The 23,860-nt window shown below is 35.5% G+C and carries 19 protein-coding genes; 10 read left to right on the forward strand and 9 right to left on the reverse strand.

Features of this window, described 5'->3' with window-relative positions; translation table 11 throughout:
• Positions 1-10 precede the first annotated feature (10 nt).
• Positions 11-2,380 carry a TonB-dependent receptor gene (locus NBT05_RS13115; protein WP_265770306.1) on the forward strand — a complete coding sequence of 790 codons (2,370 nt, stop codon included), beginning with the start codon at positions 11-13 and terminating at the stop codon, positions 2,378-2,380.
• 2 nt (positions 2,381-2,382) lie between these two features.
• The gene (locus NBT05_RS13120; RefSeq protein WP_265770307.1) at positions 2,383-3,216 is read left to right on the forward strand and encodes a DUF4249 family protein; all 834 of its coding nucleotides are present in this window, start codon (positions 2,383-2,385) and stop codon (positions 3,214-3,216) included.
• 211 nt (positions 3,217-3,427) lie between these two features.
• On the opposite strand, the gene NBT05_RS13125 is transcribed toward NBT05_RS13120, so the two are convergent.
• From NBT05_RS13125 to pheT, 4 genes are all read right to left on the reverse strand, one after another.
• Positions 3,428-3,640, reverse strand: a complete 213-nt coding sequence (locus NBT05_RS13125; protein ID WP_265770308.1) for a hypothetical protein — start codon at positions 3,638-3,640, stop codon at positions 3,428-3,430.
• A 10-nt stretch (positions 3,641-3,650) separates the two neighbouring features.
• Positions 3,651-3,878: a putative signal transducing protein gene (locus tag NBT05_RS13130; RefSeq protein WP_265770309.1), complete on the reverse strand. Its 228-nt coding sequence runs from the start codon at positions 3,876-3,878 to the stop codon at positions 3,651-3,653.
• A 5-nt stretch (positions 3,879-3,883) separates the two neighbouring features.
• Positions 3,884-4,600 carry a hypothetical protein gene (locus NBT05_RS13135; RefSeq protein ID WP_265770310.1) on the reverse strand — a complete coding sequence of 239 codons (717 nt, stop codon included), beginning with the start codon at positions 4,598-4,600 and terminating at the stop codon, positions 3,884-3,886.
• A 142-nt stretch (positions 4,601-4,742) separates the two neighbouring features.
• Positions 4,743-7,169, reverse strand: a complete 2,427-nt coding sequence (gene pheT, locus NBT05_RS13140; protein WP_265770311.1) for a phenylalanine--tRNA ligase subunit beta — start codon at positions 7,167-7,169, stop codon at positions 4,743-4,745.
• 515 nt (positions 7,170-7,684) lie between these two features.
• Here pheT and NBT05_RS13145 point away from each other — a divergent pair.
• From NBT05_RS13145 to NBT05_RS13155, 3 genes are all read left to right on the forward strand, one after another.
• Positions 7,685-8,053 carry a hypothetical protein gene (locus NBT05_RS13145; RefSeq protein WP_265770312.1) on the forward strand — a complete coding sequence of 123 codons (369 nt, stop codon included), beginning with the start codon at positions 7,685-7,687 and terminating at the stop codon, positions 8,051-8,053.
• 140 nt (positions 8,054-8,193) lie between these two features.
• Complete coding sequence (gene pta, locus NBT05_RS13150) at positions 8,194-10,287, forward strand: phosphate acetyltransferase (protein WP_265770313.1); 2,094 nt, start codon at positions 8,194-8,196, stop codon at positions 10,285-10,287.
• Between the two features lie 20 nt (positions 10,288-10,307).
• Positions 10,308-11,489, forward strand: coding sequence for an acetate/propionate family kinase (locus NBT05_RS13155; RefSeq protein ID WP_265770314.1), 1,182 nt, complete (start codon positions 10,308-10,310; stop codon positions 11,487-11,489).
• Between the two features lie 66 nt (positions 11,490-11,555).
• On the opposite strand, the gene recG is transcribed toward NBT05_RS13155, so the two are convergent.
• Entirely contained in the window at positions 11,556-13,658 is a 2,103-nt protein-coding gene (recG, locus tag NBT05_RS13160; protein WP_265770315.1) for an ATP-dependent DNA helicase RecG, read from the reverse strand.
• A 129-nt stretch (positions 13,659-13,787) separates the two neighbouring features.
• On the opposite strand from recG, the gene NBT05_RS13165 reads away from it, so the two are divergent.
• Both NBT05_RS13165 and NBT05_RS13170 read left to right on the forward strand, forming a co-directional pair.
• The gene (locus tag NBT05_RS13165) at positions 13,788-15,830 is read left to right on the forward strand and encodes a M1 family metallopeptidase (protein WP_265770317.1); all 2,043 of its coding nucleotides are present in this window, start codon (positions 13,788-13,790) and stop codon (positions 15,828-15,830) included.
• Positions 15,831-15,834: 4 nt separating this feature from the next.
• Entirely contained in the window at positions 15,835-16,758 is a 924-nt protein-coding gene (locus tag NBT05_RS13170; RefSeq protein WP_265770318.1) for a patatin-like phospholipase family protein, read from the forward strand.
• A gap of 8 nt (positions 16,759-16,766) precedes the next feature.
• Here the strand turns inward: NBT05_RS13170 and NBT05_RS13175 are convergent, their stop codons facing one another.
• The 4 genes from NBT05_RS13175 to NBT05_RS13190 form a co-directional block, all read right to left on the reverse strand.
• Positions 16,767-17,183 carry a hypothetical protein gene (locus tag NBT05_RS13175; protein ID WP_265770319.1) on the reverse strand — a complete coding sequence of 139 codons (417 nt, stop codon included), beginning with the start codon at positions 17,181-17,183 and terminating at the stop codon, positions 16,767-16,769.
• Positions 17,184-17,299: 116 nt separating this feature from the next.
• A complete protein-coding gene (locus NBT05_RS13180; protein ID WP_265770320.1) occupies positions 17,300-18,871 on the reverse strand; it encodes an FMN-binding glutamate synthase family protein in 1,572 nt (523 codons plus the stop codon).
• A 33-nt stretch (positions 18,872-18,904) separates the two neighbouring features.
• On the reverse strand, positions 18,905-20,194 hold the full coding sequence (locus NBT05_RS13185; protein ID WP_265770321.1) for an amidohydrolase: 1,290 nt from the start codon (positions 20,192-20,194) through the stop codon (positions 18,905-18,907).
• A 179-nt stretch (positions 20,195-20,373) separates the two neighbouring features.
• Positions 20,374-20,649: a hypothetical protein gene (locus NBT05_RS13190; RefSeq protein WP_265770322.1), complete on the reverse strand. Its 276-nt coding sequence runs from the start codon at positions 20,647-20,649 to the stop codon at positions 20,374-20,376.
• Between the two features lie 436 nt (positions 20,650-21,085).
• On the opposite strand from NBT05_RS13190, the gene NBT05_RS13195 reads away from it, so the two are divergent.
• The 3 genes from NBT05_RS13195 to NBT05_RS13205 all read left to right on the forward strand — a co-directional run bounded on the left by NBT05_RS13195 (position 21,086) and on the right by NBT05_RS13205 (position 23,608).
• Complete coding sequence (locus tag NBT05_RS13195; protein ID WP_265770323.1) at positions 21,086-21,481, forward strand: hypothetical protein; 396 nt, start codon at positions 21,086-21,088, stop codon at positions 21,479-21,481.
• Positions 21,482-22,148: 667 nt separating this feature from the next.
• A complete protein-coding gene (locus NBT05_RS13200) occupies positions 22,149-22,934 on the forward strand; it encodes a sensor histidine kinase (RefSeq protein ID WP_265770324.1) in 786 nt (261 codons plus the stop codon).
• Entirely contained in the window at positions 22,931-23,608 is a 678-nt protein-coding gene (locus NBT05_RS13205; protein WP_265770326.1) for a response regulator transcription factor, read from the forward strand. Before NBT05_RS13200 ends, NBT05_RS13205 begins: the two co-directional genes overlap by 4 nt.
• Positions 23,609-23,860 lie beyond the last annotated feature (252 nt).

Raw genomic sequence — 23,860 nt, forward strand, 5'->3', positions numbered from 1 at the left:
ACAATTGGGTTTGAAAAAAAATATTTTATTTATAATTATCATTTTAGTTTTTCAGAAGGCAACTTCTCAAAGTGAAAGCAAAGAACAAAATGCAAAGCAACAACATACGCTAAGCGGATATATTACTGAAGCAGGTAGTGGTGAGAACTTATCGGCAGTTTCAATTTATAGTGAACAATTACTCGTAGGAACAAGTTCTAATAATTACGGCTTTTACTCTCTTACATTACCGGAAGGTGAACATACCTTAAAAGTAACCTTTATTGGGTACGGGTCTATTGAAAAAAAACTGGTACTTACTGATGATATACAGATAAGCTTTGAATTAACTCAAAGTGAGGAAAGCTTGGAAGAAGTTCTTATTGATGCAAATCGTGGAGTTCATGAAAGCGAAGTAACCCAAATGAGTGTGGTCTCTTTAAAACCTTCAGAAATTCAGGATATTCCTGTGATCTTAGGAGAACGAGATGTCATCAAAACCTTGCAATTATTACCGGGTATCCAGGGAGGCACTGAAGGAACTTCCGGTTTTTTTGTAAGAGGGGGTTCTCCTGATCAGAATTTAATTATTCTAGATGAAGCTCCGGTATATAATTCGAATCATTTATTCGGTATTTTTTCAGTGTTTAATGGTAATGCTATTCAATCTATTGATACCTATAAAGGTGGATTTCCGGCAAGATACGGTGGTCGGTTATCTTCGGTATTGAATATTCAAATGAAAAATGGAAATAAGCAAAAATTCTCTGGTAAGTTTGATATCGGTTTGATTTCATCTAGTATCTTACTGGAAGGCCCTTTAAATAAAGGTAAAACTTCTTTTATTGCCAGTGGTAGGAGAACTTATGCCGATTTACTAAGTATACCTTTCCAGCCCGATGATGTTTTATTTAGATACCACTTTACTGATTTTAATTTTAAAGTACATCACGTCTTTAATGAAAAGGATAAGCTGTATTGGAGTACCTATTTCGGACAAGATAAGTTTAACGGAAGGGAAAGAACTGATTCAGACGATATTTTTAAAACTAAATTAGGTTGGGGTAATATTACTTCTACCTTGCGGTGGAATCATCAGTTTTCCGCTAACCTTTTTTTAAATACTTCCCTTATCTTTAGCAACTATCGATTTTTTGCAAACATCGAAGATAAATTTGATGATGTTCGATTTACGCTGGACACCAAATCATCAATTGACGACATCGGAGCAAAAATGGATTTTGATTATTTTCCTAATCCTAATCATACCGTAAAACTTGGTTGGGCTTCTACCTATCATACCTTTACCCCAAGACAGACTGAAATTAGGGAAACTGGTGTAGATCCTATCTCCGTAGATCAAAAAATCAAATCGTTAGAAAGTGCCATATACGTAGAAGATGACTGGAGAATCACGGATCGGTTGACTCTAAACCCCGGATTGCGTGTAAGTCATTTTCAATTTGAATCTACTAATTACCTAAATGCAGAACCACGGGCAGCGCTATCCTATAAATTAAAACATGATTTTGCCTTAAAAGCATCTTATGCTAGAATGAACCAATATATTCACCTGTTATCAAATACTACCGTAGGCCTACCGATTGACTTATGGGTATCCTCGACGGATGTGGTCAAACCTCAAGTGTCTCAACAATATGCACTAGGGGTAGCTAAAGATTTTTACAATGCAGGGTATTCCTTTAGTTTTGAAAGCTACTATAAAAAAACCGATGATATCATTGGTTATAAGGAAGGTGCATTATTTATAGCTGCCGAAGGTATAGAAAACGGAGATGAGGTCAATTGGGAAGATAATATAACTACCGGGCAGGGATGGGCGTACGGAGGTGAATTTCTACTCAGAAAAAAAACCGGAAAACTTACAGGATGGCTGGGATATACCTTATCCTGGTCAGAAAGGCAATTTGACGAATTAAACAGGGGGCAAAAGTTTTTTGACCGTTTTGACCGCAGGCACGATGTTTCTTTGGTAAGTATCTATAAACCCGGTCCTAAAATAACCTTATCAGGAGCCTGGGTTTTTACCACAGGAATAAACTTCACCATTCCGGATCAGGTAACTTCTATTAGTCGCTCAAATTTTCCCTTATCTGAATCTTTTAATTTTCCTACTATTTCGCAGGGAAATACAACGAATATTACTACTGAAAAAAATAACTTTAGAGCAGAAAATTACCATCGACTTGATTTGAGTATCCAATTTCACAAAAAAAAGAAAAAAGGAAGGTCAAGTACTAAAGCATTTTCTATCTACAATATATACGGACGTAAAAATCCTTTCTTTTATACCATTAAAATTAACGGAAATAAAGAAACTTTAACACGAGTTTCCTTATTGCAATTTGTTCCATCATTTACCTATACTTATAACTTTTAATTATGAAAAACATATATATCCTATTCATAGGCTTTCTTATCATATTAGCTTCCTGTGAAACAGAATCCGATGCCAGCGGGTTGTTTGATGCGGAAGAATTAACGGTTATTCAAGGTTTTATCTCTCCACAGGCAGAAATGATTGTGATAGAAGTAGCCAGATCCGAACCTAGATTTGGAAATAATAATTCACTTTTTGAAGATTTTGTCATACCCGACGCGGAGGTAAGGATTAAAAACGAAGACAGTGTTGAAATTGTATTACCCTTTAATGCAGGTACAAGACAATATGAAATTAGTACGGAAACCTTTAAAATTATAAGTGGTGAATCATATGCTCTAGAAGTAACAGTAGACGGAAAACGATTTACTGCTACCTGCCAGGTACCCGAAAATACAGTGGATATTATTTCCTCAGAAGTAGCAGAGAAAGATCAGGATTTTAATTCGGTGAACATAAGGTTTAAAGACGTTGAAAATATTAGAAATTTTTACGTAGCCGGATTTAATTTTCCTACTAGTGGTTTTCAAAATGCTGAAGTTCAAAACCTTTTTATTACAGATACCAATAAAAACGGAAATATTATATCTTCTTCTGTGGATTATGATACCTTTAATATTAGAACAGATACTATAATCAGTTATACTGTTCGATTAGCAAATGTAGAACCCATTTTATTTGACTACCTAAAGGCTGTTTCTAATGATACAGGTTTTGAAAGTCCTTTTTTAGAACCTATTGTTTATCCCACTAATATTAAAGGAGACAAGAGTTTTGGTATTTTTGCCGGATTCACAGAATCAGAAAAGAAGGCATCTTATGATCCGAGAAACTAAAGTAAAATATAATGGTTTATGGCTCTAGTTTAGGATAGCTTAGATAATTCCGATTTATATAAATCCCATCCTTAGCACTTTCCAAAGGGAAGGTAGCTAAAAGTTTTTTCGTTTGGAAAGGATTTAGGATAAGATAATAGCTGTAAATAAAATAGTTGGGTCAATTTTGATACACTAACACTATTATAAAATAGGGCTTCGTTTATTTCTACTAGGCTTGTTTTCGATAATAACGATAAATTAAAAAACTTCCGAAAAATAGATAAAGGAAGCTAAAACCGTGAGCATACCAGTCAAAATTTTGATGCTTGTAGAATAAAAGAAAAATCTTAAAACTACTATGAACCACCATCATCACTCCAATGAAAAAATCCCATTTTTTGTATTTAAATTTTTCTTTGGTTTCCGGAGTATCATCTGACATTACCATTGATTTAAGCTATGCTTTTTTCAATAATAGGAACAGCAGTTGATAAGTCTGTTTTTTTAACAAATAATTGAATGTGATCCGGAATTCCTCCTCCAAAACCAGCCATCAGTCCGGATTTCATGTCATCTCGGGTAATGGTTGCAATACCTCGGTCTTCTAATACGGACTGTAGCATTTTAATAGTAGCAATGCCACCTGTGTACACCCGTTCGTATTCACTTTCTGAAAACATACTTTTTAAGCGTTAAAATATTTACTATCCCAGATAGCCGTATTAAAGTTTTTGCCTAGTGCAAAACCATAAAATAAAACTACCGCAGCGACGGACTTAAACATAAAGAAAAATACCATGATAAAGTTAGAAACACTATTTTCCTTTGAGAATAACCCGTCTGGTACTAAGAACGTAGCCAGTAAACTAACCAAAAAAGTCAAAACGATCAGGTTTTCAAAACTTTTAAAAAACCACATAAAAAGTTTACGAAAAGGGTTCAAATCGTTACCCCATTTGTGAATTAAGTAAAAATAACCATTTCCGATAGGAGCGAATAATAAAGGGTCATCCGCATTCTCTAATTTAAATAATTTAGAAGGTGCCATGATTTTAAAGCCCTGAAGCTGCGTATCATGTTGTTTTTCTAAATCTTTAATAATTGATAAAGCCTCATTTGGTATTTTACCTTTAAAATACTTCGTATCTAAAAATCGCAACCTGTAATCTACACAAATCTTCTTTATTTGATCAATATGATAGATTCTATTCGTCTCTAATAGATCAAAAGTAAAATCATTAGAATCCGAATAAGTGCCTTCTTTTATGGTTTTTAAAATTTGATCGCTTTTTCTAGAGTCTGTAGCAAAAACAGCCTCTACCTGATCTTTCCAGGTATTTTCATCAAAATGTTTGGCTCTTACCTTCGAAAGTCGGGCTTCTATATTTGTTTTTGGAAACATCTTTATTTTCTTTTTCTTTAGCATCACTAAGTTAAGTAAATACCCAGAATATTACAACAAAGAAAACGAATGATTGTTAATTGGATTCATTCTAAATTAAGGCTAAAAGCAATCAAGGATTTTAGTATTACTAAAGTCTAATTTAACGTAGACTTGCGCCTAATTTTTGTTCAAAATTATGTTGTAGTTTCTTCATCACTTTATCTATCTGTTTATCCGTCAAAGTTTTATTTTCATCGCTAAATATAAAACTTACTGCATAAGACTTCTTACCTTCCGGAAGGTTTTTTCCTTCATAGACATCAAAAAGGTCAATTTTCTTTAATAATTTCCTCTCCGTACTCCTGGCAATTTGCTCAATTTCATTAAAGCGTATATGCTTATCTAATAATAAAGCAAAATCACGTCGTACTTCCGGATATTTCGAAATCTCTTTAAAAGTAATCTTAGATTTTTTAGTCAATTGTACCAAGGTATCCCAGTATATATCAGCGTAAAAAACCGGATTTTTGATAGAAAGATTTTCTAATATTTTAGTATTTACGGAACCAAAATTTAGCAGTTCCAATTTATTATGATAATACGTTAAGGCTTCATTATATATATCCAAAGAAACTTCTTCACTGTTAGTGATTTCAATACCTAAACGTTTTAATATGGCGTGAACAATTCCTTTTAAATAATAGAAATTAGTGGTGTCCGAAGTAACTTTCCAGTTCTCTTTAAACTTTTCACCAGAAATTAAAATACTTAAGCGTTTTTGCTCCGAACGTTCACCATTTTTCTGGTTATAAGTTTTTCCGAATTCAAATAATTTTAGATCGCTTTGTTTTCGATTCGTGTTATAGGCTATGCTTTCTAAACCTGAAAAAAGTAGCGTACGTCGCATTATAGCCAAATCCTGGCTAAGTGGATTTAAAATACTGACGTTCTCCGCATCGTCAAAAGATGAAGTAAGCTGATGGTAACTCGCAGAAGTCAAAGAATTAGCTAAAATCTCATTAAAACCCTGACCAATTAATTGATTTGCAATAGTATCTTGGATACGATGATCAGCATATGGATCAATAGATGCAATAGAAGCATTTAACTTTGTCGAAAAATTAATAGCATTGTAACCATAAACCCTTAAGATTTCTTCAATAACATCTACTTCGCGGGTGACATCATTTCGATAAGCAGGTATACTTAACCCCAAAGCACTTTCTGTAGCATGGTTAATCTGAATTTCAAGGGAGCTTAAGATACTTTTAATAGTTCCCTGCGGAAGTTCCTGTCCAATCAATTTCGTCACTTTTTCAAAAGAAAGAAAAACCTCCTTATCTTCAATTTTTTTAGGGTATAAATCTTCTACCTGGCTGGTTATTTTACCACCAGCCAACTCCTGAATTAACAGTGCAGCCCGTTTTAAGGCATACACGGTAATATTCGGATCGATGCCCCGTTCAAACCGGAAAGATGCGTCCGTATGCAATCCGTGCCTTTTTGAAGTTTTACGTATGGATACCGGATCAAAATAAGCACTCTCTAAAAATATAGAAGTGGTTTGATCCGAAACCCCGGAATGTAGTCCACCAAAGACACCTGCAATACACAAAGGTTTTTCTGTATCGCAGATCATTAAATCATCCGTATGAAGGGTTCTTTCCACTCCATCAAGTGTTACAAAACTAGTACCGGATTCTACTGTTTTTACATGAATTTCTTCTCCTTTAATTTGATCAGCATCAAAAGCATGCAAAGGTTGCCCTAATTCATGTAAAACATAGTTGGTCACATCCACAATATTATTCTTGGGGGTAATCCCAATGGCTTTTAACCGGCTTTGTAACCAGTCAGGTGATGCTTTTACTGTTACATCCGAAATCGTAAGTCCGGTATAACGCGGAGCCAGTTCTTTATTTTCTACGTTTATACTTATCTTTCGTAATTCACCTTCAACGTTAAATTTACTTACCGAAGGGGTAATTAGTTCATAGTGCTCTCCCTGCTGAATAAGGCCTGCTTTTAAATCACGCGCCACTCCCCAATGACTCATGGCATCTGCACGGTTAGGCGTTAAACCTATTTCAATAACCGAATCCTCTTCAATAGTAAACACATCAGCAGCAGGGGTTCCCGGTTGTAAAGATGCATGTAGTACTAAAATTCCGTCGTGACTCGTACCTAAACCCAACTCATCTTCGGCACAGATCATCCCATGACTTTCTTCTCCCCGTATTTTGCCTTTTTTAATTATCCAGGCTTCTCCTTCCTTAGTATATAAGGTAGTTCCGATGGTTGCTACCGGTACTTTTTGACCTTTGGCAACGTTAGGTGCACCGCAAACGATCTGAACCGGGGATTCAGTCCCTATATCTACTTTGGTTACCTTTAATTTATCCGCATTGCTGTGAGGTTCACATGCTAAGACTTCACCTACCACAACTCCCCGAAGACTACCCTTAATACTTTCGTAGGTAGAAATACCTTCGACTTCCAGCCCTAAATCAGTTAGAAGTTCCCCGGTTTTTTCAATATCCCAATCCGGTTTAATAAATTGTTGCAGCCAATTATAGGAGATTTTCATGCGTGCTTATTTAAAGGGAGTACCTCTTAGAATTTAGGTAAGAATCTACTCCATCGTCTTAAAATTTTAACGGCTCAAAGATACTGTATTAAGTAGGTCTTGCAAATTGATTTGTAGCTAAGTTTATCGACATCCTGTAAATGCCTAATTTTTCAGACAACTCTAAAAACGTAAACCTACCTCGTCGTAATTATCAATTTTTAAAAAATTAGTATATTTGATGTGTTGGTAGTTAATAAGTAAACAATCTTAAAATCCGTCAGTTCGAGTGCTTCGACCAAGGGAAGAAGTGTGCTTCAGCTAGTTCAGCAGAACTATTGAGAACAAGGATTTTAGTGAAAAAGCTATGTAATCCTGAGTTAAACCGAAGGACTCGATACATTTTTTTCTTCATTTTATTACGAAAAAATACTCGAATTGACGCTTTTTTAAATGAATCACTTATTATATTTAATATGAATATAAAATAAAAGGTTTTTTACCTTAAATATGCGAACCCCCAAATTTAAATGATTATGAAATTTTTTACTTTCCTTACCTTTTTTATTGCTCTAATTTTTATTGGAAATTTAGATAGTTACGGACAAGAAAGCCCTTGGTTAAAGAAGAACAGTACGCTTAAGACCATAGAACCACCTGTTGCTAAAAAAGAAGTCCCTGTAGTAAAAAGAGATAAATACAGCAAAGCCGAACATGAAGTAAAAATTCTAGAAGCCCGTATTTTATCGGAAGAAAGCCGTCTTGAGGGTACTGCCGAACTAAATGACAACGGAGAAGCATTATCTGAAGAGAAAAAAGCGATTATTAGAAAAAATTTGCAATTTGCACGACAAAAGCTGAGTCAGTTAAAAGCGCAAGCCGGAATTTCTCAAAGTCCAGAGTAAACTAAACCATTACTCCTTTTTATACATATCTTCTTAGATCATTATTTATGTGATAAGAGATAAAGTAATATGTATAACCATAGTAGCGGTTGTAAACATTCCCGTATTTTAGTACCCAATCTATACTAAAGGAGTAAGGAATGAATAAAGCTGTTTATGTTGCGACTATTGAACCCAATAGTGGTAAATCCCTGGTTGTTCTTGGACTCATGCAGGTGCTTCTGGGCAGCGTGGCAAAAGTCGGGTATTTTAAACCGATAATTGATGATCCCAAGGATAATGAAGTAGATGAACATACCAGGACAGTAGTTTCGTACTTTGAACTGGATATTAACTATAAAAAAACCTTTGCTTTCACCCGAAGCGAAATACTTCAAAAGTATAACGAAGGAAAGAGTGGGGAAGTCATTGATACCATCATCCGTAAGTATAAAGCACTAGAAGACCAGTTTGATTTTATACTATTAGAAGGAACCGATTTTTCCGAAGAAAACAATATTATAGAATTTGATGTCAACGTTATTATTGCTAAAAACCTGGGGATTCCGGCTATTTTAATAGCAAATGGTACTTCAAGAGAAGCAAATGAAATTACGGCAAATTTAAAATTGGCGTATGATACCTTTAAAGGAAAGGATGTAGACGTGCTTGCCGTTATTGCGAATAAAGTAAGTAGTAATATTAAGGAAGAATTAGAAACCGCACTCCATGAAGGTTTTGCAGAAGTTGCCAATCGTATTGTAGTACCCCGGATTACCGCTTTAGAATTTCCAACCATTAAAGAAATAACAGAAGCTCTGGGAGGAACTGTACTCTTTGGGAAGGAGTTTTTAAACAATCAGGCAGGGAGTTTCGGCGTAGGAGCCATGCAGTTACGCAATTATTTGACACATCTCAAAGAGAATAGCCTAGTAGTAACCCCAGGAGATCGGGCGGATATCATATTAGGAGCTTTACAGGCTAACATGAGTGATAATTACCCAAAAGTTTCAGGTATTATTTTGACCGGAGGGTTAATTCCGGAAGAACCGATTCTAAAATTAATTGAAGGTGTTTCCCCATCCGTTCCAATAATTTCGGTAAATCAAGGGACATTTTTGGTGACTAACCAGATCGGAAATATTAAAACTCGGATCTATGCGGATAACCTTCAAAAAATTGATACTTCTATTAACACTTTTAAACAAGCCGTTGATATTGAAAAGTTGTTAAATCCGTTAATCACTTTTAAATCAGACAGTATTACGCCTAGTATGTTTCAGTATACTTTATTAAAAAGGGCATTGCAACAGAAAAAACATATTGTCCTACCGGAAGGCTCTGATGAACGGATTTTACGGGCTGCTGCAAAATTACAAACCTTTGATGTAGTGGATTTGACCTTAATTGGTCAGCAACGTAAAATCAAAGCAAAAGCCGCTCAACTGGATATTCCATTAGATTTTGATCGTATCACTATCCTTAATCCTACAAAATCCGAGTATTACAAAGAATATGTCAAAACGTTTTACGAACTGCGTAAACATAAGGGTGTTAATATGGATATGGCTTATGACCTGATGTCTGATGTCTCTTACTTTGGAACGATGATGATTTACAGCGGGCATGCGGATGGGATGGTTTCCGGAGCGGTACATACCACACAACATACAATCCGGCCAGCACTGCAATTTATTAAAACCAAACCTGGCGTCAACGTAGTCTCATCCGTGTTTTTTATGTGCCTGGAAGATCGGGTTTCCGTATTTGGGGATTGCGCAATTAACCCTAATCCAAATGCAGAACAGTTAGCCGAGATTGCTATTTCTTCGGCAAACTCGGCGGAAGCTTTTGGTATCGAACCTAAAATAGCCATGTTGTCGTATTCTTCGGGTTCTTCGGGTAAAGGTGAAGATGTAGAAACGGTAAGACAAGCAACTGAAATGGTAAAGATTAAACGTCCCGATTTAAAAATAGAAGGTCCTATCCAATACGATGCTGCCGTAGATCTAAGGATTGGAAAAAGCAAATTACCGGATTCTGAAGTAGCCGGACAGGCAAGTGTACTTATTTTTCCTGATTTAAATACCGGAAATAATACCTATAAAGCTGTACAGCGAGAGACCGGTGCACTGGCAATTGGCCCTATGTTGCAAGGATTGAATAAACCGGTAAATGATTTAAGCCGGGGTTGTACGGTAAATGATGTCTATAATACCGTAATTATCACTGCCATTCAGGCACAGGACATGTAGCTGATCAATATTTATAATCTATGAAAATTTTAGTTTTAAATTCCGGTAGTTCTTCCTTAAAATACCAACTATTTAACATGCCGGAGAAAGAAGTGATTTGCTCCGGTTTAGTAGAAAGAATTGGTATTGAAGGTTCCCGGTTGACTTATAAAAGAAAAGATGAAAAATACGAAGAAGACCAGTTTATTCCGGATCATAAAAAGGCACTTCAAAAGGTAGCAGCATTATTATTGCATCCGGATCAGGGGGTTATTAAAACCGCCGAAGAAATTAGGGCAGTAGGGCATAGGGTAGTACACGGAGGGAGTTTGTTTACTGAAACCGTAGAAATAACAACCCCTGTTGAAGAAGCCATTGCCGAATTATCAGGCCTGGCTCCGTTACATAATCCGGCAAATCTGGAAGGGGTAAAAGTAGCACGACAAATTTTTCAGAAAGCCAGACAGATTGCAGTTTTTGACACCGCTTTTCATCAAACGATGCCGGCGGTTGCCTATCAATATGCTATTCCGGTAGAATTTTTAAAACAACATCAAATCAGGGCTTATGGTTTTCATGGAACCAGCCATAAATATGTAAGTGAAAAAGCAGTAAGCTTACTTCCCATTTGTAAAAAATTAATTACCATTCATCTGGGGAACGGTTGTAGTATTACAGCGGTTAAGGATGGAAAAAGTATAGATCATTCACTAGGTTTTGCACCTATAAACGGACTTATTATGGGTACCCGGTGCGGAGATATCGATCCTTCGGTCATATTCTACTTATCTGAAAGTTTAAACTATAGCATACCTAAAATTAAAAATTTACTACAAAAAGAAAGTGGTATGCTGGGGTTAACGGGTTATAGCGATTTACGGGATATTGAAAAAGAAGCCGAAGCCGGTAATGAATCCTGTAAACTGGCTTTGCTAATGAACGCTTACCGGGTTAAAAAATATATTGGCGCCTATGTTGCCGTTATGAATGGCCTGGATGCCATCGTTTTTACCGCAGGGATAGGAGAAAACTCCACACTAATGCGTTCTTTGATCATTAAAGATATGGAGTATTTAGGTCTAAAATTAGATATAAAGGCTAATGAAGTTCGATCTTCAGAAATTCGCGAAATTCATAAGAAAGATAGTAACGTACCTATATTAATAATTCCAACTAATGAAGAATTAGAAATTGCTACACAGAGTTATTCGTTAATTAGGTGATTTTATAACAGGTTTAGCTTTGTTATATAGAAAAGGTTCTATACTATAGATTATACAACGTACCTTCTAACTTATATAGTTCCAGATATTTTTAAATTTAGAAATCTGCTGATAGGTGTAAAGAACAATACTATTTTTTTCTAATTGAAGCCCGGGATCTTCCTTTAAAAGCGCAACTGCATAATATCGAGCTGTTTTTAGGATGTCATTATCTCTTACCACATCTGCAATTTTTAAATTGAGAACCCCACTTTGCTGGGTTCCCATCATGTCTCCCGGCCCTCGTAGTTTAAGGTCAACTTCTGCTATTTCAAATCCATCGTTAGTCCTGACCATGGTTTCTAAGCGGGTTTTACTGTCCGCAGAAAGCTTAAAACTAGTCATTAAGATACAAAAACTTTGTTCGGCACCACGGCCTACACGTCCGCGTAATTGATGTAGTTGGGATAACCCAAAGCGTTCGGCACTTTCAATAATCATAACACTGGCATTAGGTACATTAACGCCCACTTCAATCACCGTAGTAGCGACCATAATTTGTGTAGCACCATTTACAAAACGTTGCATTTCAAACTCTTTATCGGCTGGCTTCATTTGACCATGAACGATAGATACCTGGTACTCCGGAGTAGGGAAGTAGCGAACCACACTCTCATACCCGTCCATCAGGTCTTTATAATCCAGTACTTCGGATTCTTGAATTAAGGGATATACTATATACACCTGACGACCTTTAGCAATCTCATCTTTAATAAATTTAAATATCTGTAACCGGTGACTATCATAACGATGCAAGGTTTGAATGGATTTACGGTCCGGGGGCAATTCGTCAATTACGGATATATCCAGGTCACCGTACAAGCTCATCGCTAAAGTTCGTGGAATCGGGGTAGCCGTCATGACCAAAACATGGGGAGGATAAGTATTTTTACGCCATAATTTGGATCGTTGTGCCACACCAAACCGATGTTGCTCATCGATAATTGCCAACCCCAGGTTCTTAAACACCACTTTGTCTTCTAAAATAGCATGGGTACCAATTAAAATATGTAAAGTTCCTTCTTCCAGTTCCTGGTGTATTTCACGTCTTTGTTTAGTTGTGGAACTTCCCATAAGCAAAGCCACTTTAAGATCTACTTTATCCGCCAGTTCTTTAATACCCTGGTAATGTTGACTGGCGAGAATTGCTGTTGGAGCCATCAGGCAAGCTTGAAAATCATTATCAATAGCCAGTAACATTGCCATAAAACCTACAATGGTCTTACCCGAACCTACATCGCCCTGCAACAAACGGTTCATCTGGGCGCTCCCGCCCATATCGTTCCTGATTTCTTTAATCACTCGCTTCTGCGCTCCAGTTAGCTCAAAAGGTAGGTGATCTTTATAGAACGAATTAAAAACTGTTCCTACCTTCGTAAAAGGATATCCTTTAATTTTATGTTGACGGGTTAATTTTTTGATCAGAAGCTGAAGTTGTACATAAAACAATTCTTCAAACTTTAAACGAAATTGTGCTTTGGCTAACCACTCCTGGCTTTTAGGAAAATGAATGTTAAGTACGGCGTTTGTTTTTGAAATTAGTTTTAATGATTCAATTAAGTCGATCGGTAAAGTTTCTAAAAATGACAAATTACTATCCTGAAATATCTGTTGTATCATTTTACTGATTACCCTGTTAGTAACACCTCGATTAGAAAGCTTTTCAGTGGAAGGATATACGGGTTGCATGGCAATACGTTCGTTTTTTTCATGCTCCGATAGCAGTTCCATTTCCGGATGTGGCATACTAAAGCCATTATAGTATTTGGTTTTCCCGAAGATCACATATGGCACGTTTATCTTTAAATTTTCTCGAATCCATTTATGGCCTTTAAACCATACCAGCTCCATCTGTCCGGTATCATCAATAAAAGTTGCGACCAGTCTTTTTCCTCTTTTCTGTTCTACTGTTTTAACATGTATGATTTTGCCAATCACCTGAATGTCTGCAGAGGTTTGTTGTAATTGACTGATTTTATAATACTGGGTTTTATCAATATAGCGGTTAGGAAACAGATTTAATAAATCCTGGTAGGTATGAATTCCCAGTTCTTTTCTAAGCAAGTCCGCTCGTGCCGGACCTACACCTTTTAAATAGTCAATAGGAGTTTGTAACTTTCCTGGATTCATTAGTTTTTAAAAGTAGGAATGGTTGTTGTACCTTTTGTCCCGTAACAATGCCACTTTAGGATCGTTACTTTATCAAAAATATAAACATAAATGGTAAGAACCATTATTTTCATATCGCTATTCTTAACTGTGATAAAGAGTTTTTCTCAAAATACGGTAGATTTTCTAAAAGGAAATATAGATATCTCAATAGATCCTAATAAAAAGAAAGTAGAAGGAAGGGTATTGTATACTTTTAAAGTTATTGAGAATACCGAAAGAATAGCTATTGATGCTAAGAAAATGCGTATTAGCCAAGTACTTCTGGAAGAACAACCGGTAGATTTTGAGTATAAAGAAGATAAAGTTGTTGTTTCTCATTCTTTTAGGTCAAACCAAAATTATAAAATTGCAATTACTTATACTACCTCTCCCAATAAGGCGATGTATTTTGTAAAGGATCAAACCGGCAGCCACCAGGTATGGACACAGGGGCAGGGAAAATATAGTTCTAATTGGGTTCCCAGTTTTGATGATATGAATGAGAAAGTTGAATTTGACTTTACAATAACAGCGCCAAAGAGTTATACGATAATTGCCAATGGTCAACTAGTCCAAAAGGAAGTAGTCAAAGATCAAAAGTTAAAATGGATTTTTGACATGGAAAAACCGATGAGTAGTTATTTATTAGCACTTGTGGTTGGTACTTATAATCAACTACAGCTCACTTCTCAAAGCGGAACACCTATTTCTTTATATTATCATCCTGCGGATAGCACAAAAGTGGAACCTACTTACCGACATTCAGTAGAAATTTTTGATTTTCTTGAAAAAGAAATAGGATACGCTTATCCGTGGCAGAATTATAAACAAATACCCGTAAAAGATTTTTTATACGCAGGTATGGAGAATACCGGAACTACTATCTTTTCGGATGCTTTTGTCGTGGATAGTATTGCATTTGCTGACCGAAACTATGTGAACGTAAATGCACATGAATTGGCACATCAATGGTTCGGTAACCTGGTGACAGAGACCGATGGCAAACATCACTGGTTACAGGAAGGTTTTGCTACCTATTACGCTTTATTAGCAGAAAAGAAGATTTTCGGAGAAGATTATTTTTTATTTAAACTTTACGAAAGTGCCGAACAATTGACCACCCAATCGCGGAAGGAAAACAATACTTCTCTACTAGATCCCAAAGCGAATTCTTTGACTTTCTATCAGAGAGGAGCATGGGCTTTATATGCTTTACATCAGCTGATCGGGGATAAAAATTTTAAAATTACCATACATAATTATCTGGAGAAGTATCAGTTTAAGAATGTTACTACTTCAGATTTTATTAAGGTAGCGCAAGAAGTATCCGGAACAGATTTAACTGAGTATCGCCGGGTTTGGTTGGAAGAAAAACCGTTTCCATCAGAGAAAGCATTAAAACTGTTGACCAAACATGATTTTATCAAACAGTATTTAACTTTGGCACAGCAGCGAACCCAACCTTTAGCAGGAAAGTGGGAATTGTTAAAGAAAACTTTAAAATTTCCGGTAAACGATTTTATGGGTCAGGAGGTAGTATACCAATTAAATGAAGATACTTCAGCAGAAGCTGTTGCTTTGTTAGACCAGGCTTTTGAATCTAATAATACTTACGTGCGCCAGGCAATTGCCACTTCTATTACTAAAATTCCAAATGAGTTACAAAAACAGTATGAAAAGTTACTAAAAGACCCGTCCTATGCGACTATCGAAGCAGCTTTGTATCATTTATGGATTCAATATCCGTCAAAACGAAAACTATATTTAGATCAAACTAAAGATTTTATTGGATTTACGGATAACAACATACGTTTGTTATGGCTAGTGTTGGCTGTAAGTACTTCGGATTATAATACGGATCGACATCAACAGTATTTTCAAGAATTATCTAATTATACCAGTCCTAAGTATTCTTTTTCTACTCGTCAAAATGCTTTTTCTTACCTACAGAGTTTACAATCTTTTTCTAAACCTGCATTAGAAAATCTGGCAGAAGGAACCGCGCATCACCATTGGAGATTTAGAAAATTCTGTCGTCAATTATTGGATGAACTATTAAAAGACAGTTCATATAAAAAGAAATATGTAGATTTACTCCCAAATTTGTCTATAGCAGACCAAACCTACTTACAATTAAAATTAAGCGAATAAATCTATGCATGCATTAGTCATTTCCGGGGGAGGGAGCAAGGGTGCTTATGCCGGAGGTGTTGCTCAATATTTAATACAAGAAGAAAAGCGCAAGTATGACCTTTTCCTGGGAACTTCTACGGGAAGTTTGCTAATTCCTGCCCTGGCTTTGGGTAATATTGAAAAAGTATACGATATTTATACCAATGTAAATCAACATACTATTTTTAATATTAATCCTTTTGTAGTCCGAAAAAAAGGAAACCGGGAGTATGTTTCTATTAATTTTAAAAACACCTTGCTTCAGTTTTTAAAACGAAAACGAACTTTTGGAGAAAGTAAAAATCTACGGAAGGCTATCCGTAAAAACTTTAGTGAAGCCGAATTCAGGTTGGCTCGCGAAAAAGTAAAGGACGTAGTGGTTACCGTATCGAACCTTACTAAAAATAAAACCGAATATAAATCCATCCAGGATTATTTATACGAAGATTTTTGCGATTGGATCTGGATTTCCTGCAATTATGTTCCTTTTATGAGCCTGGTTACCAAGAATAAATGTGAATATGCTGACGGAGGATTTGGTTGTATGATCCCTATCCGGGAAGCTATTAAACGAGGGGCAACGCATATTGATGCCATCATCCTGGAATCCGAAAATATGGAACATAATAAGGTACTTGGAAAGAACCCATTTTCACTAATGGTAAACCTGTTCAGTTTTATGTTTGACCAGGTCGAAGATCATGATACTATTGTAGGAAAGCTGGCAGCAATTAATAAAAACGTCTCCCTTAATTTATACTACACTCCCTCAAAATTAACCGAAAACTCCTTGATCTTTAATAAAAAATTGATGCGGAGCTGGTGGAAACAAGGATTTAACTACGCAGCGGATAAAGCTACTTATGCTTTGGAAAATAAGCTGAAGGAAACGGAGAAGGATAAATAAGCTTTTGATTAAAAAATATCAGCGACCTCACTTTTAATTGCACGTAATGCATCTTCCGTAGGATTACCATCCGTAATTACCTGATTTAAAATTTTTTCCCGAAGCGTCTGAGCATTTGTAACTTCTTCGTCAACCAAATTCTTTCTGATAACCTGTACGATTTCATTTTTAGAAGACCGGATGATATTCCAGCAATCTTCAGACATATAAATCTGCTGTGCCAAGTTGTGGTCAAATTCCTGTTCGATGGTTTGAATTAATAAAGAAGCATATTGTTGTTTATTATCGCCAATCGGAGCAATACGTAACATCAATTTTGCTGGTGCAATACGCTCCATAAGTAGGGATACCCGTTCGTAGGCTTGTAATCGCAGGGGTAGAGCTTCTTTTTGTTTTTCTCGTTGTAATTCAAATTTTCTACGCATGGCCTCATTGCGAAGATGCTGTTTAAAAAAGAACAAGGACAACAGCGTTAAAAAAAGAGCAGGTATTAATGAAATTAGTAAAGTTATTACGTTGATCTCCATTGATAAATTAGTATTTATGCGATAATCTTTTGATACGAACCTCCCAAATACGGGCAGTTCCGCAAATGCTCCACTGAGGTAAAGGATACAGGTTCTTTTTGATAAGAAAATGAATCCTCTAAAGAACGGGTTAAGGCTACATCTTCTACATTAATAGCAATATCCTGCATATTGTATTGGCAGGGATGCTCATGTCCTACGGCATGGGTAATCTCTAGGAATTCTTTCCGAAAAGTTTTAAAATATTGAGCCGCTCTTTCGGATTTTAATGGGACATCAATACCGCGTTGTAACCATTTATTTTGAGTGGCAATACCAGTTGGACAAGTATTGTTATGACAAACCTGCGCCTGAATACATCCGATACTCATCATGGCTTCACGAGCTACATTAATACAATCCACTCCCATAGCAAAAGCCATGGCTGCCTTTGCCGGAAAGCCTAATTTACCACTTCCGATAAAAACAATACGATCAGTTAAATTTCGTTGTTGAAAAATCTTATATATTGCAGCAAAGCCAAAACTCCAAGGTAGCGAAACATGATCTGCAAAACTTGGAGGTGCGGCCCCGGTACCTCCTTCACCCCCGTCAATTGTAATAAAATCAGGTCCGGAATTCGTACTTTTCATTAGGTCAGCCAGTTCTTCCCACATCTCAGTTTTACCTATGGCAGCTTTAATACCTACGGGCAGACCGGTTTCTTCAGCAATACTTTCTATAAAGGTAAGAAGTTCAGGAACCGTACCAAATGCTTTGTGGGTTGCCGGGGATAAGACGTCTTCTCCTTCTTTAACACCCCGAATTTCTGCAATTTCCTTTGAAATTTTTGATCCTGGGAGAACGCCTCCTTTTCCGGGTTTGGCACCCTGGGATATTTTGATTTCGATAGCTTTAATAAAAGGATTTTCAGCTACCAATTTTTTCATTTTTTCCATGGAAAAATTACCATCTTCGGTACGAACACCAAAGTATCCGGTTCCAAAGTGAAAGATTACATCACCCCCGTTACTATGATAAGGAGACAAGCCACCCTCTCCAGTATTATGATAGGCATGAGCCATTTGGACTCCTTTGTTTAATGAATCAACCGCTCGTGCAGAGAGGGATCCGTAACTCATGGCAGAAACATTAATTATGGAAGCCGGACGATATGGTTTTCTCCTTTGGTTATGCAATCCCATCACTTTTGCACAGGGTAAGAAATATTTATCCTTTTTATTAGGATGCGTGTCGTCTACCTGGTAAGGCATCATCTGATTTTTAATAAAAATATGCTGATGTTCGTAAATGTTACGATCCGTTCCAAATCCTTCGTAATTATTTTCTCCTTTGGAAGAAGCATATATCCAACCTCTTTCAATACGATTAAAAGGTAACTCTTCTCTATTGTTAGCTACAAAATACTGTCGCATTTCAGGACCAATACTTTCCAATAAATACCGAAGGTGCCCGACCACCGGAAAATTGTGCTTAATGGTATGTTCCCGGTTAATTACCACATCATAAAACGCAATCATTAAGAGTACTACAAGTATCCATACCCACCAGGGTATACTACTGATAAAATCCATAACTACGTTCATTCAATGTCCTTTTAAAATATCTGCTAAAATATCTTATTTATTTAAATAATCTATGGCAAGTTGGGACAAAGCATTTACACCCAGTAACATTCCGCTTTCATCGATATAAAAATCCGGAGTGTGATGGGCTGGTGCATCTTCTGGTTTGGTTTCTGGCGACATTCCACCCAGGAAAAAGTAAAATCCAGGTACTACTTCCTGAAAATAAGAAAAATCTTCTCCGCCTGTAGAGGCTTTTGCTATTTCTACTTTTTCAGAACCTGCCACATTTTGTAAAGTAGGTAGCATTTGTTCCACTAATTTTGGGTCATTATACGTAATGGTCGTATTATTTTGAATGTCGATAGTAGCTGAACCTCCGTAGGCTTTGGCGATTGCCGGAACCATCTCATTCATTCTTTTGATAATGGTAGCTCGCATCTCTTTATCCAGGGTACGTACGGTTCCTATCAATTCTGCGGACTCGGGGATAATATTAAATCGTACGCCACTGGTAATTTTACCCACGGTAATCACTGCTGCCCCGTCAATAAGCTTGGAATCCCGGCTGATGATGGTTTGCAGCCCATCAATGATTTTAGCTGATATTAGAATAGGATCAGTTCCACTCCACGGAGCAGATCCATGCGTTTGTTTACCTTGTACATTAATTACAAAGCGTTCTACGGAGGCCATCGTACCTTCCGGGCGATATCTAATGGTTCCCACCGGAGTACCGGAATTAATATGTAGCCCAAAGATGGCATCTACATCGGGTTTGGTTAATACTCCTTCTTTGATCATTAGTTTGGCTCCGCCTTCTTCTCCGGGTGGCGGACCTTCTTCTGCAGGTTGGAAGATAAATTTTACGGTACCTTTAATTTTATCTTTATGTTGTGACAGCACTTCGGCAACTCCCATTAAAATAGCAGTATGCGTATCATGACCACACGCATGGCTAACCCCAACTTCTTTATTCAAAAAAGTAGTTTTTACCTCTGATTTAAAAGGAATTTCAGTTCGTTCTGTCACTGGTAAAGCGTCAATATCTGCCCGTAGTGCAACCGTTTTCCCTTTAGTTTTTCCTTTTAAGATACCAACAACCCCAGTTTTAGCCACATTTTCAGTGACTTCCATTCCTAATTTTCGAAGATGGTCTGCAATTTTTTTAGCAGTCTCTACTTCCCGATTTGAGAGTTCAGGGTTTTGATGAAAATCCCTTCGCCAATTAATCACTTTAGTTTCTACTTCTTTTGCAGAAGTAGTAATTTTAGTTGAAGCATTTTGTGTAAACCCAAAAAAACTGGATAGTAAGCAGAAGTAAATCGTCGTTTTAAAGATCATTGAAGACAAGTGTTTGGTGTATTTATAAAACAAAAATACAAATTACAACTTGTTGTGATATTTACCGTATTCTTAACAATTATTTTAAAATTTCAGATTATTCAAATTTGTATAAAACTACAAATCCCCAATACTAAAAAGTATTGAGGATTGCATTCGAATACTTTCATATTCGAGAATCAAGCAATTTGTAAAATTCGCTTAAGGGGTATAAGTATTGAGTTTTTCAAAAAGACGGCATTATCCGTAACCTTCCGAAGGGTAGTTTCGATAGTATTTAAATATTCAATTTGAATAGAAGTGATAGTAGCTTTCACTTTTTCTAAATTACTTAAAGTCATATCTCGATTAAGTTCGAAAATAGGAGCTAATTTTTCAGAAATTTCTGCTATTACCTCTGCTTTTAGAAAAGGTAAAAAGGGTAGTTGTTTTCTTTTTATATTTTGCAACAACATATCACCATAATTTTGGGGTTAAGTGAAAAAACTAATCAAATATATGTTTTTTATCTTTAATTAATGCATTTTAACTAAAAATAATATTTTAAAAGTAAGTTTTTACTTTCTTTTATTTGATGATAGCTAGGATTTTTAAGATATTTTAAAGGTGCATGCATACGACTTACTCTTGTATTGTAGAAGTAATCAATTAAAATACTACGTATAAATACTTAGATACAATAAGAGAGAGGGGGGGTAAACCCCCTAGATGGAACTAAGGGGTACACCCTATTTGCTTTATATTTAAAAAAATTTGGCAATTGATTAAAATTCTAAAATTCAATTCTTTACAGATTAATTACTGCTTACCTGTAAAAAAGGTAAGGGTCTGTTTGTTTTTCATAACCTATAATTTTGAATACATTAGGCGAAACAATTAAATTTTAATATTATGGGCATAAAAGTACCTGAGAAATGTATAACAGTGGAAGAGGCAAAAGAATTACAAAAATCCTGGTGTGATACTCGACTTCCTGAAATTAATAGTTGTCTAGGATTTGAAGATACTCGAGAGTTTTGGTGGAGTGTTAAAGAATTAAAAAAATATATAAGATATGTAGAAAAAGAATCTAAGGAGCAAGGAATTGAAAATCCTGGAATTCGTGCTTACTTTGGTGCTTATCCAAAAGAAAAATGTAAAATGAAAAAAGGCTATGCCACTTTATTTTTAGCACCAACAGGCTCCCCCGCAGGAGAGTTAGGAAAAGGCGGGGATCGTGCTAGGAATAACCATAGTATTCAGGCTTATAACTCTGGTAGTAGTGGAGAGCCACCAATTTCATATTAATGAATAAGAATCTTTTAATAATTGATGGATTTGAGTTACTTGCTAGTATTTCTGGTAGTATATACATACTAAAATATCGAGTTGATAATTCAATTCGATATTTTGTTTATTTTTTATGGTTTACTTTATTAGTTGAACTTGTTGGTTTAATACCAAGTTTGATATATTACTACAATTATTTGGATTTCTTAAAAGATACATTTTTAGAAAAAAATAATTGGCTTTTTAATATTTTTCATATTTTAAATTTTCTTTTTTACACATATTTTTTTCGAAGTATAATTAATACACTTCTTTATAAAAAAACATTGAAGTATTTAGCAATATTTTTTCTTTTAACAACTGTAAGTAACTTATTATTAACCGATGTGTTCTTTAGTGTTGCTTCAGCATTTACCTACATATTTGGATCTATTTTAATTCTTATTTCAGTCATGTTTTACTTCCTTGAGTTGTTACAAAGTGATGATATATTAAGATTTAATAAGAATCTATATTTTTACATAGCAATTGGTAGTTTAATTTTTCATCTAGCTGTAACTCCTTTATTTATTTACTCTAATTATTTTGATTTAGGAAAAAGCCCTTTTTATGTCGAAATCAGGAGGGTAATACTTCGGTTTACCAACATTTTTATGTATTCTTGCTTTACTATAGGTTTCTTAGTATGCTCGAGAAAGAACAAATCTTATTGATAATATATTTTACACTTATCATTCTCTTTTTTCTGATTTTTGGAATTGTCTTCTTTATTGCCTTTCAAAAAAGAAAAAACAAATTACTTTTAGAAAAACTTCAGGCGGAAAAGCAGTTTGAAGAAACCCTACAAACTTCAAAAATTGAGATTCAGGAGCAAACCTTACGTAATGTGAGTTGGGAATTACATGATAATATTGGGCAACTCTTATCTACCGCCATGCTTCAGATTAATATGGCTTCTAATAATAACAATCAGATTAAAGAAGAAGACCTTGCAGATGTAAAGGTTTTATTACAATCCAGTATGAAAGAAGTTCGTAGCCTTTCACACACCTTAAACTATAAAGTTTTAGAGAATATTGGCTTGGATAAATCAGTAAAAGCAGAACTAGAACGCTTTGAACGCCTAAATTTTTTAAAAACAAGCTTTACTATTGAAGGTACTCCTTTTGAAGTTAACGCTAAAGATGAGGTAATTATCTTTCGGATTATACAGGAGTTTTTTTCAAATACCATTAAGTATGGGGAGGCAAATTGCTTAGATGTTTTATTTAATTACTATGTTAAAGGTCTGGCGATTACTTTAAAAGATGATGGTATTGGGTTTGATATGAACCACCAAAATAAGGGAGCCGGATTACTAAACATGAAGGGTAGGGCGGACTTATTACAAGCAACATACGATTTAACTACACAACCAGGTAAAGGTACTTCGTTACAATTAACTTATCCTTATAAAATACATTACTCATGAGCAAGTCGAAAGCTGAAAAAAAACCAAAGGAAAAAGGGGTGATCATCGTAGATGACCATATCTTATTTGCTCAATCCCTGGAAACTTTAGTTGCTAAAATAGAAGGTTTTCAGGTATTAGCTACTTTAAAAAACGGAAAAGAAGTTAAACGTTATTTTCTTCATAAACGAAAACGCCCTGATATTATATTGTTAGACATTAAAATGCCTTTGATGAATGGTATTGAAACTATGCAGTGGTTACAAGAGAATTATCCGCAGCAGGTAGTACTTGCTTTATCTATGGAAGATGATGAAGAAACAGTAATTAAAATGCTAAGTGCCGGAGCAAAAGGGTATTTGTTAAAAGATATCCACCCGGTAGCTTTTGAACATGCCATGAATACCGTTTTACAACATGGATTTTATTATTCTGATAAAATTAAAGATGCCTTACGTAATGTAAATAATAAAAACCTAGATAAAGAAGCCGTAAAATCTAAACTTACGGAGAGGGAATTTGAATTTATGCATTTGGCATGTTCGGATTTGACCTATGTTCAGATTGCAGACGAAATGGGGATTACGGCAAAAACGGTTGAGAATTATAGGGATTCGGTTTATAAGAAATTAAATATAAGTTCAAGGATTGGATTGGTAGTTTTATGCTTTAAAAAGAACCTTATTAAATTATAGTGCATTCTTTATCGATGCAACAAATCTTTCATTTATTTTCTACATAGTAACATTATCATATTTATAAATACAGTTGTATGCTATTAAGGTAGATTTTATTCCTACCTCATAAAAATTATAGTAATTTTGTGAAAGTTATAACAAGTAGTGGTTGTAAAATTTGATAGCTAAATCACTAATTGACAAGGATATAGTTTTTACGTATAATACTTGAATGTTGTAAGAACTGAATAGATGAGACTATTAATAGTT

The sequence above is a fragment of the Aquimarina sp. ERC-38 genome, from assembly GCF_026222555.1.
GTDB lineage: Bacteria > Bacteroidota > Bacteroidia > Flavobacteriales > Flavobacteriaceae > Aquimarina.

Excerpts from the sequence above, each read along its gene's own strand:
- NBT05_RS13120 (WP_265770307.1), top strand. The coding sequence starts at position 2,383 with ATGAAAAACATATATATCCTATTCATAGGCTTTCTTATCATATTAGCT.
- NBT05_RS13125 (WP_265770308.1), bottom strand. The coding sequence starts at position 3,640 with ATGTCAGATGATACTCCGGAAACCAAAGAAAAATTTAAATACAAAAAA.
- NBT05_RS13130 (WP_265770309.1), bottom strand. The coding sequence starts at position 3,878 with ATGTTTTCAGAAAGTGAATACGAACGGGTGTACACAGGTGGCATTGCT.
- NBT05_RS13135 (WP_265770310.1), bottom strand. The coding sequence starts at position 4,600 with ATGTTTCCAAAAACAAATATAGAAGCCCGACTTTCGAAGGTAAGAGCC.
- pheT (WP_265770311.1), bottom strand. The coding sequence starts at position 7,169 with ATGAAAATCTCCTATAATTGGCTGCAACAATTTATTAAACCGGATTGG.
- NBT05_RS13145 (WP_265770312.1), top strand. The coding sequence starts at position 7,685 with ATGAAATTTTTTACTTTCCTTACCTTTTTTATTGCTCTAATTTTTATT.
- pta (WP_265770313.1), top strand. The coding sequence starts at position 8,194 with ATGAATAAAGCTGTTTATGTTGCGACTATTGAACCCAATAGTGGTAAA.
- NBT05_RS13155 (WP_265770314.1), top strand. The coding sequence starts at position 10,308 with ATGAAAATTTTAGTTTTAAATTCCGGTAGTTCTTCCTTAAAATACCAA.
- recG (WP_265770315.1), bottom strand. The coding sequence starts at position 13,658 with ATGAATCCAGGAAAGTTACAAACTCCTATTGACTATTTAAAAGGTGTA.
- NBT05_RS13170 (WP_265770318.1), top strand. The coding sequence starts at position 15,835 with ATGCATGCATTAGTCATTTCCGGGGGAGGGAGCAAGGGTGCTTATGCC.
- NBT05_RS13175 (WP_265770319.1), bottom strand. The coding sequence starts at position 17,183 with ATGCGTAGAAAATTTGAATTACAACGAGAAAAACAAAAAGAAGCTCTA.
- NBT05_RS13180 (WP_265770320.1), bottom strand. The coding sequence starts at position 18,871 with ATGAACGTAGTTATGGATTTTATCAGTAGTATACCCTGGTGGGTATGG.
- NBT05_RS13185 (WP_265770321.1), bottom strand. The coding sequence starts at position 20,194 with ATGATCTTTAAAACGACGATTTACTTCTGCTTACTATCCAGTTTTTTT.
- NBT05_RS13190 (WP_265770322.1), bottom strand. The coding sequence starts at position 20,649 with ATGTTGTTGCAAAATATAAAAAGAAAACAACTACCCTTTTTACCTTTT.
- NBT05_RS13195 (WP_265770323.1), top strand. The coding sequence starts at position 21,086 with ATGGGCATAAAAGTACCTGAGAAATGTATAACAGTGGAAGAGGCAAAA.
- NBT05_RS13200 (WP_265770324.1), top strand. The coding sequence starts at position 22,149 with ATGCTCGAGAAAGAACAAATCTTATTGATAATATATTTTACACTTATC.
- NBT05_RS13205 (WP_265770326.1), top strand. The coding sequence starts at position 22,931 with ATGAGCAAGTCGAAAGCTGAAAAAAAACCAAAGGAAAAAGGGGTGATC.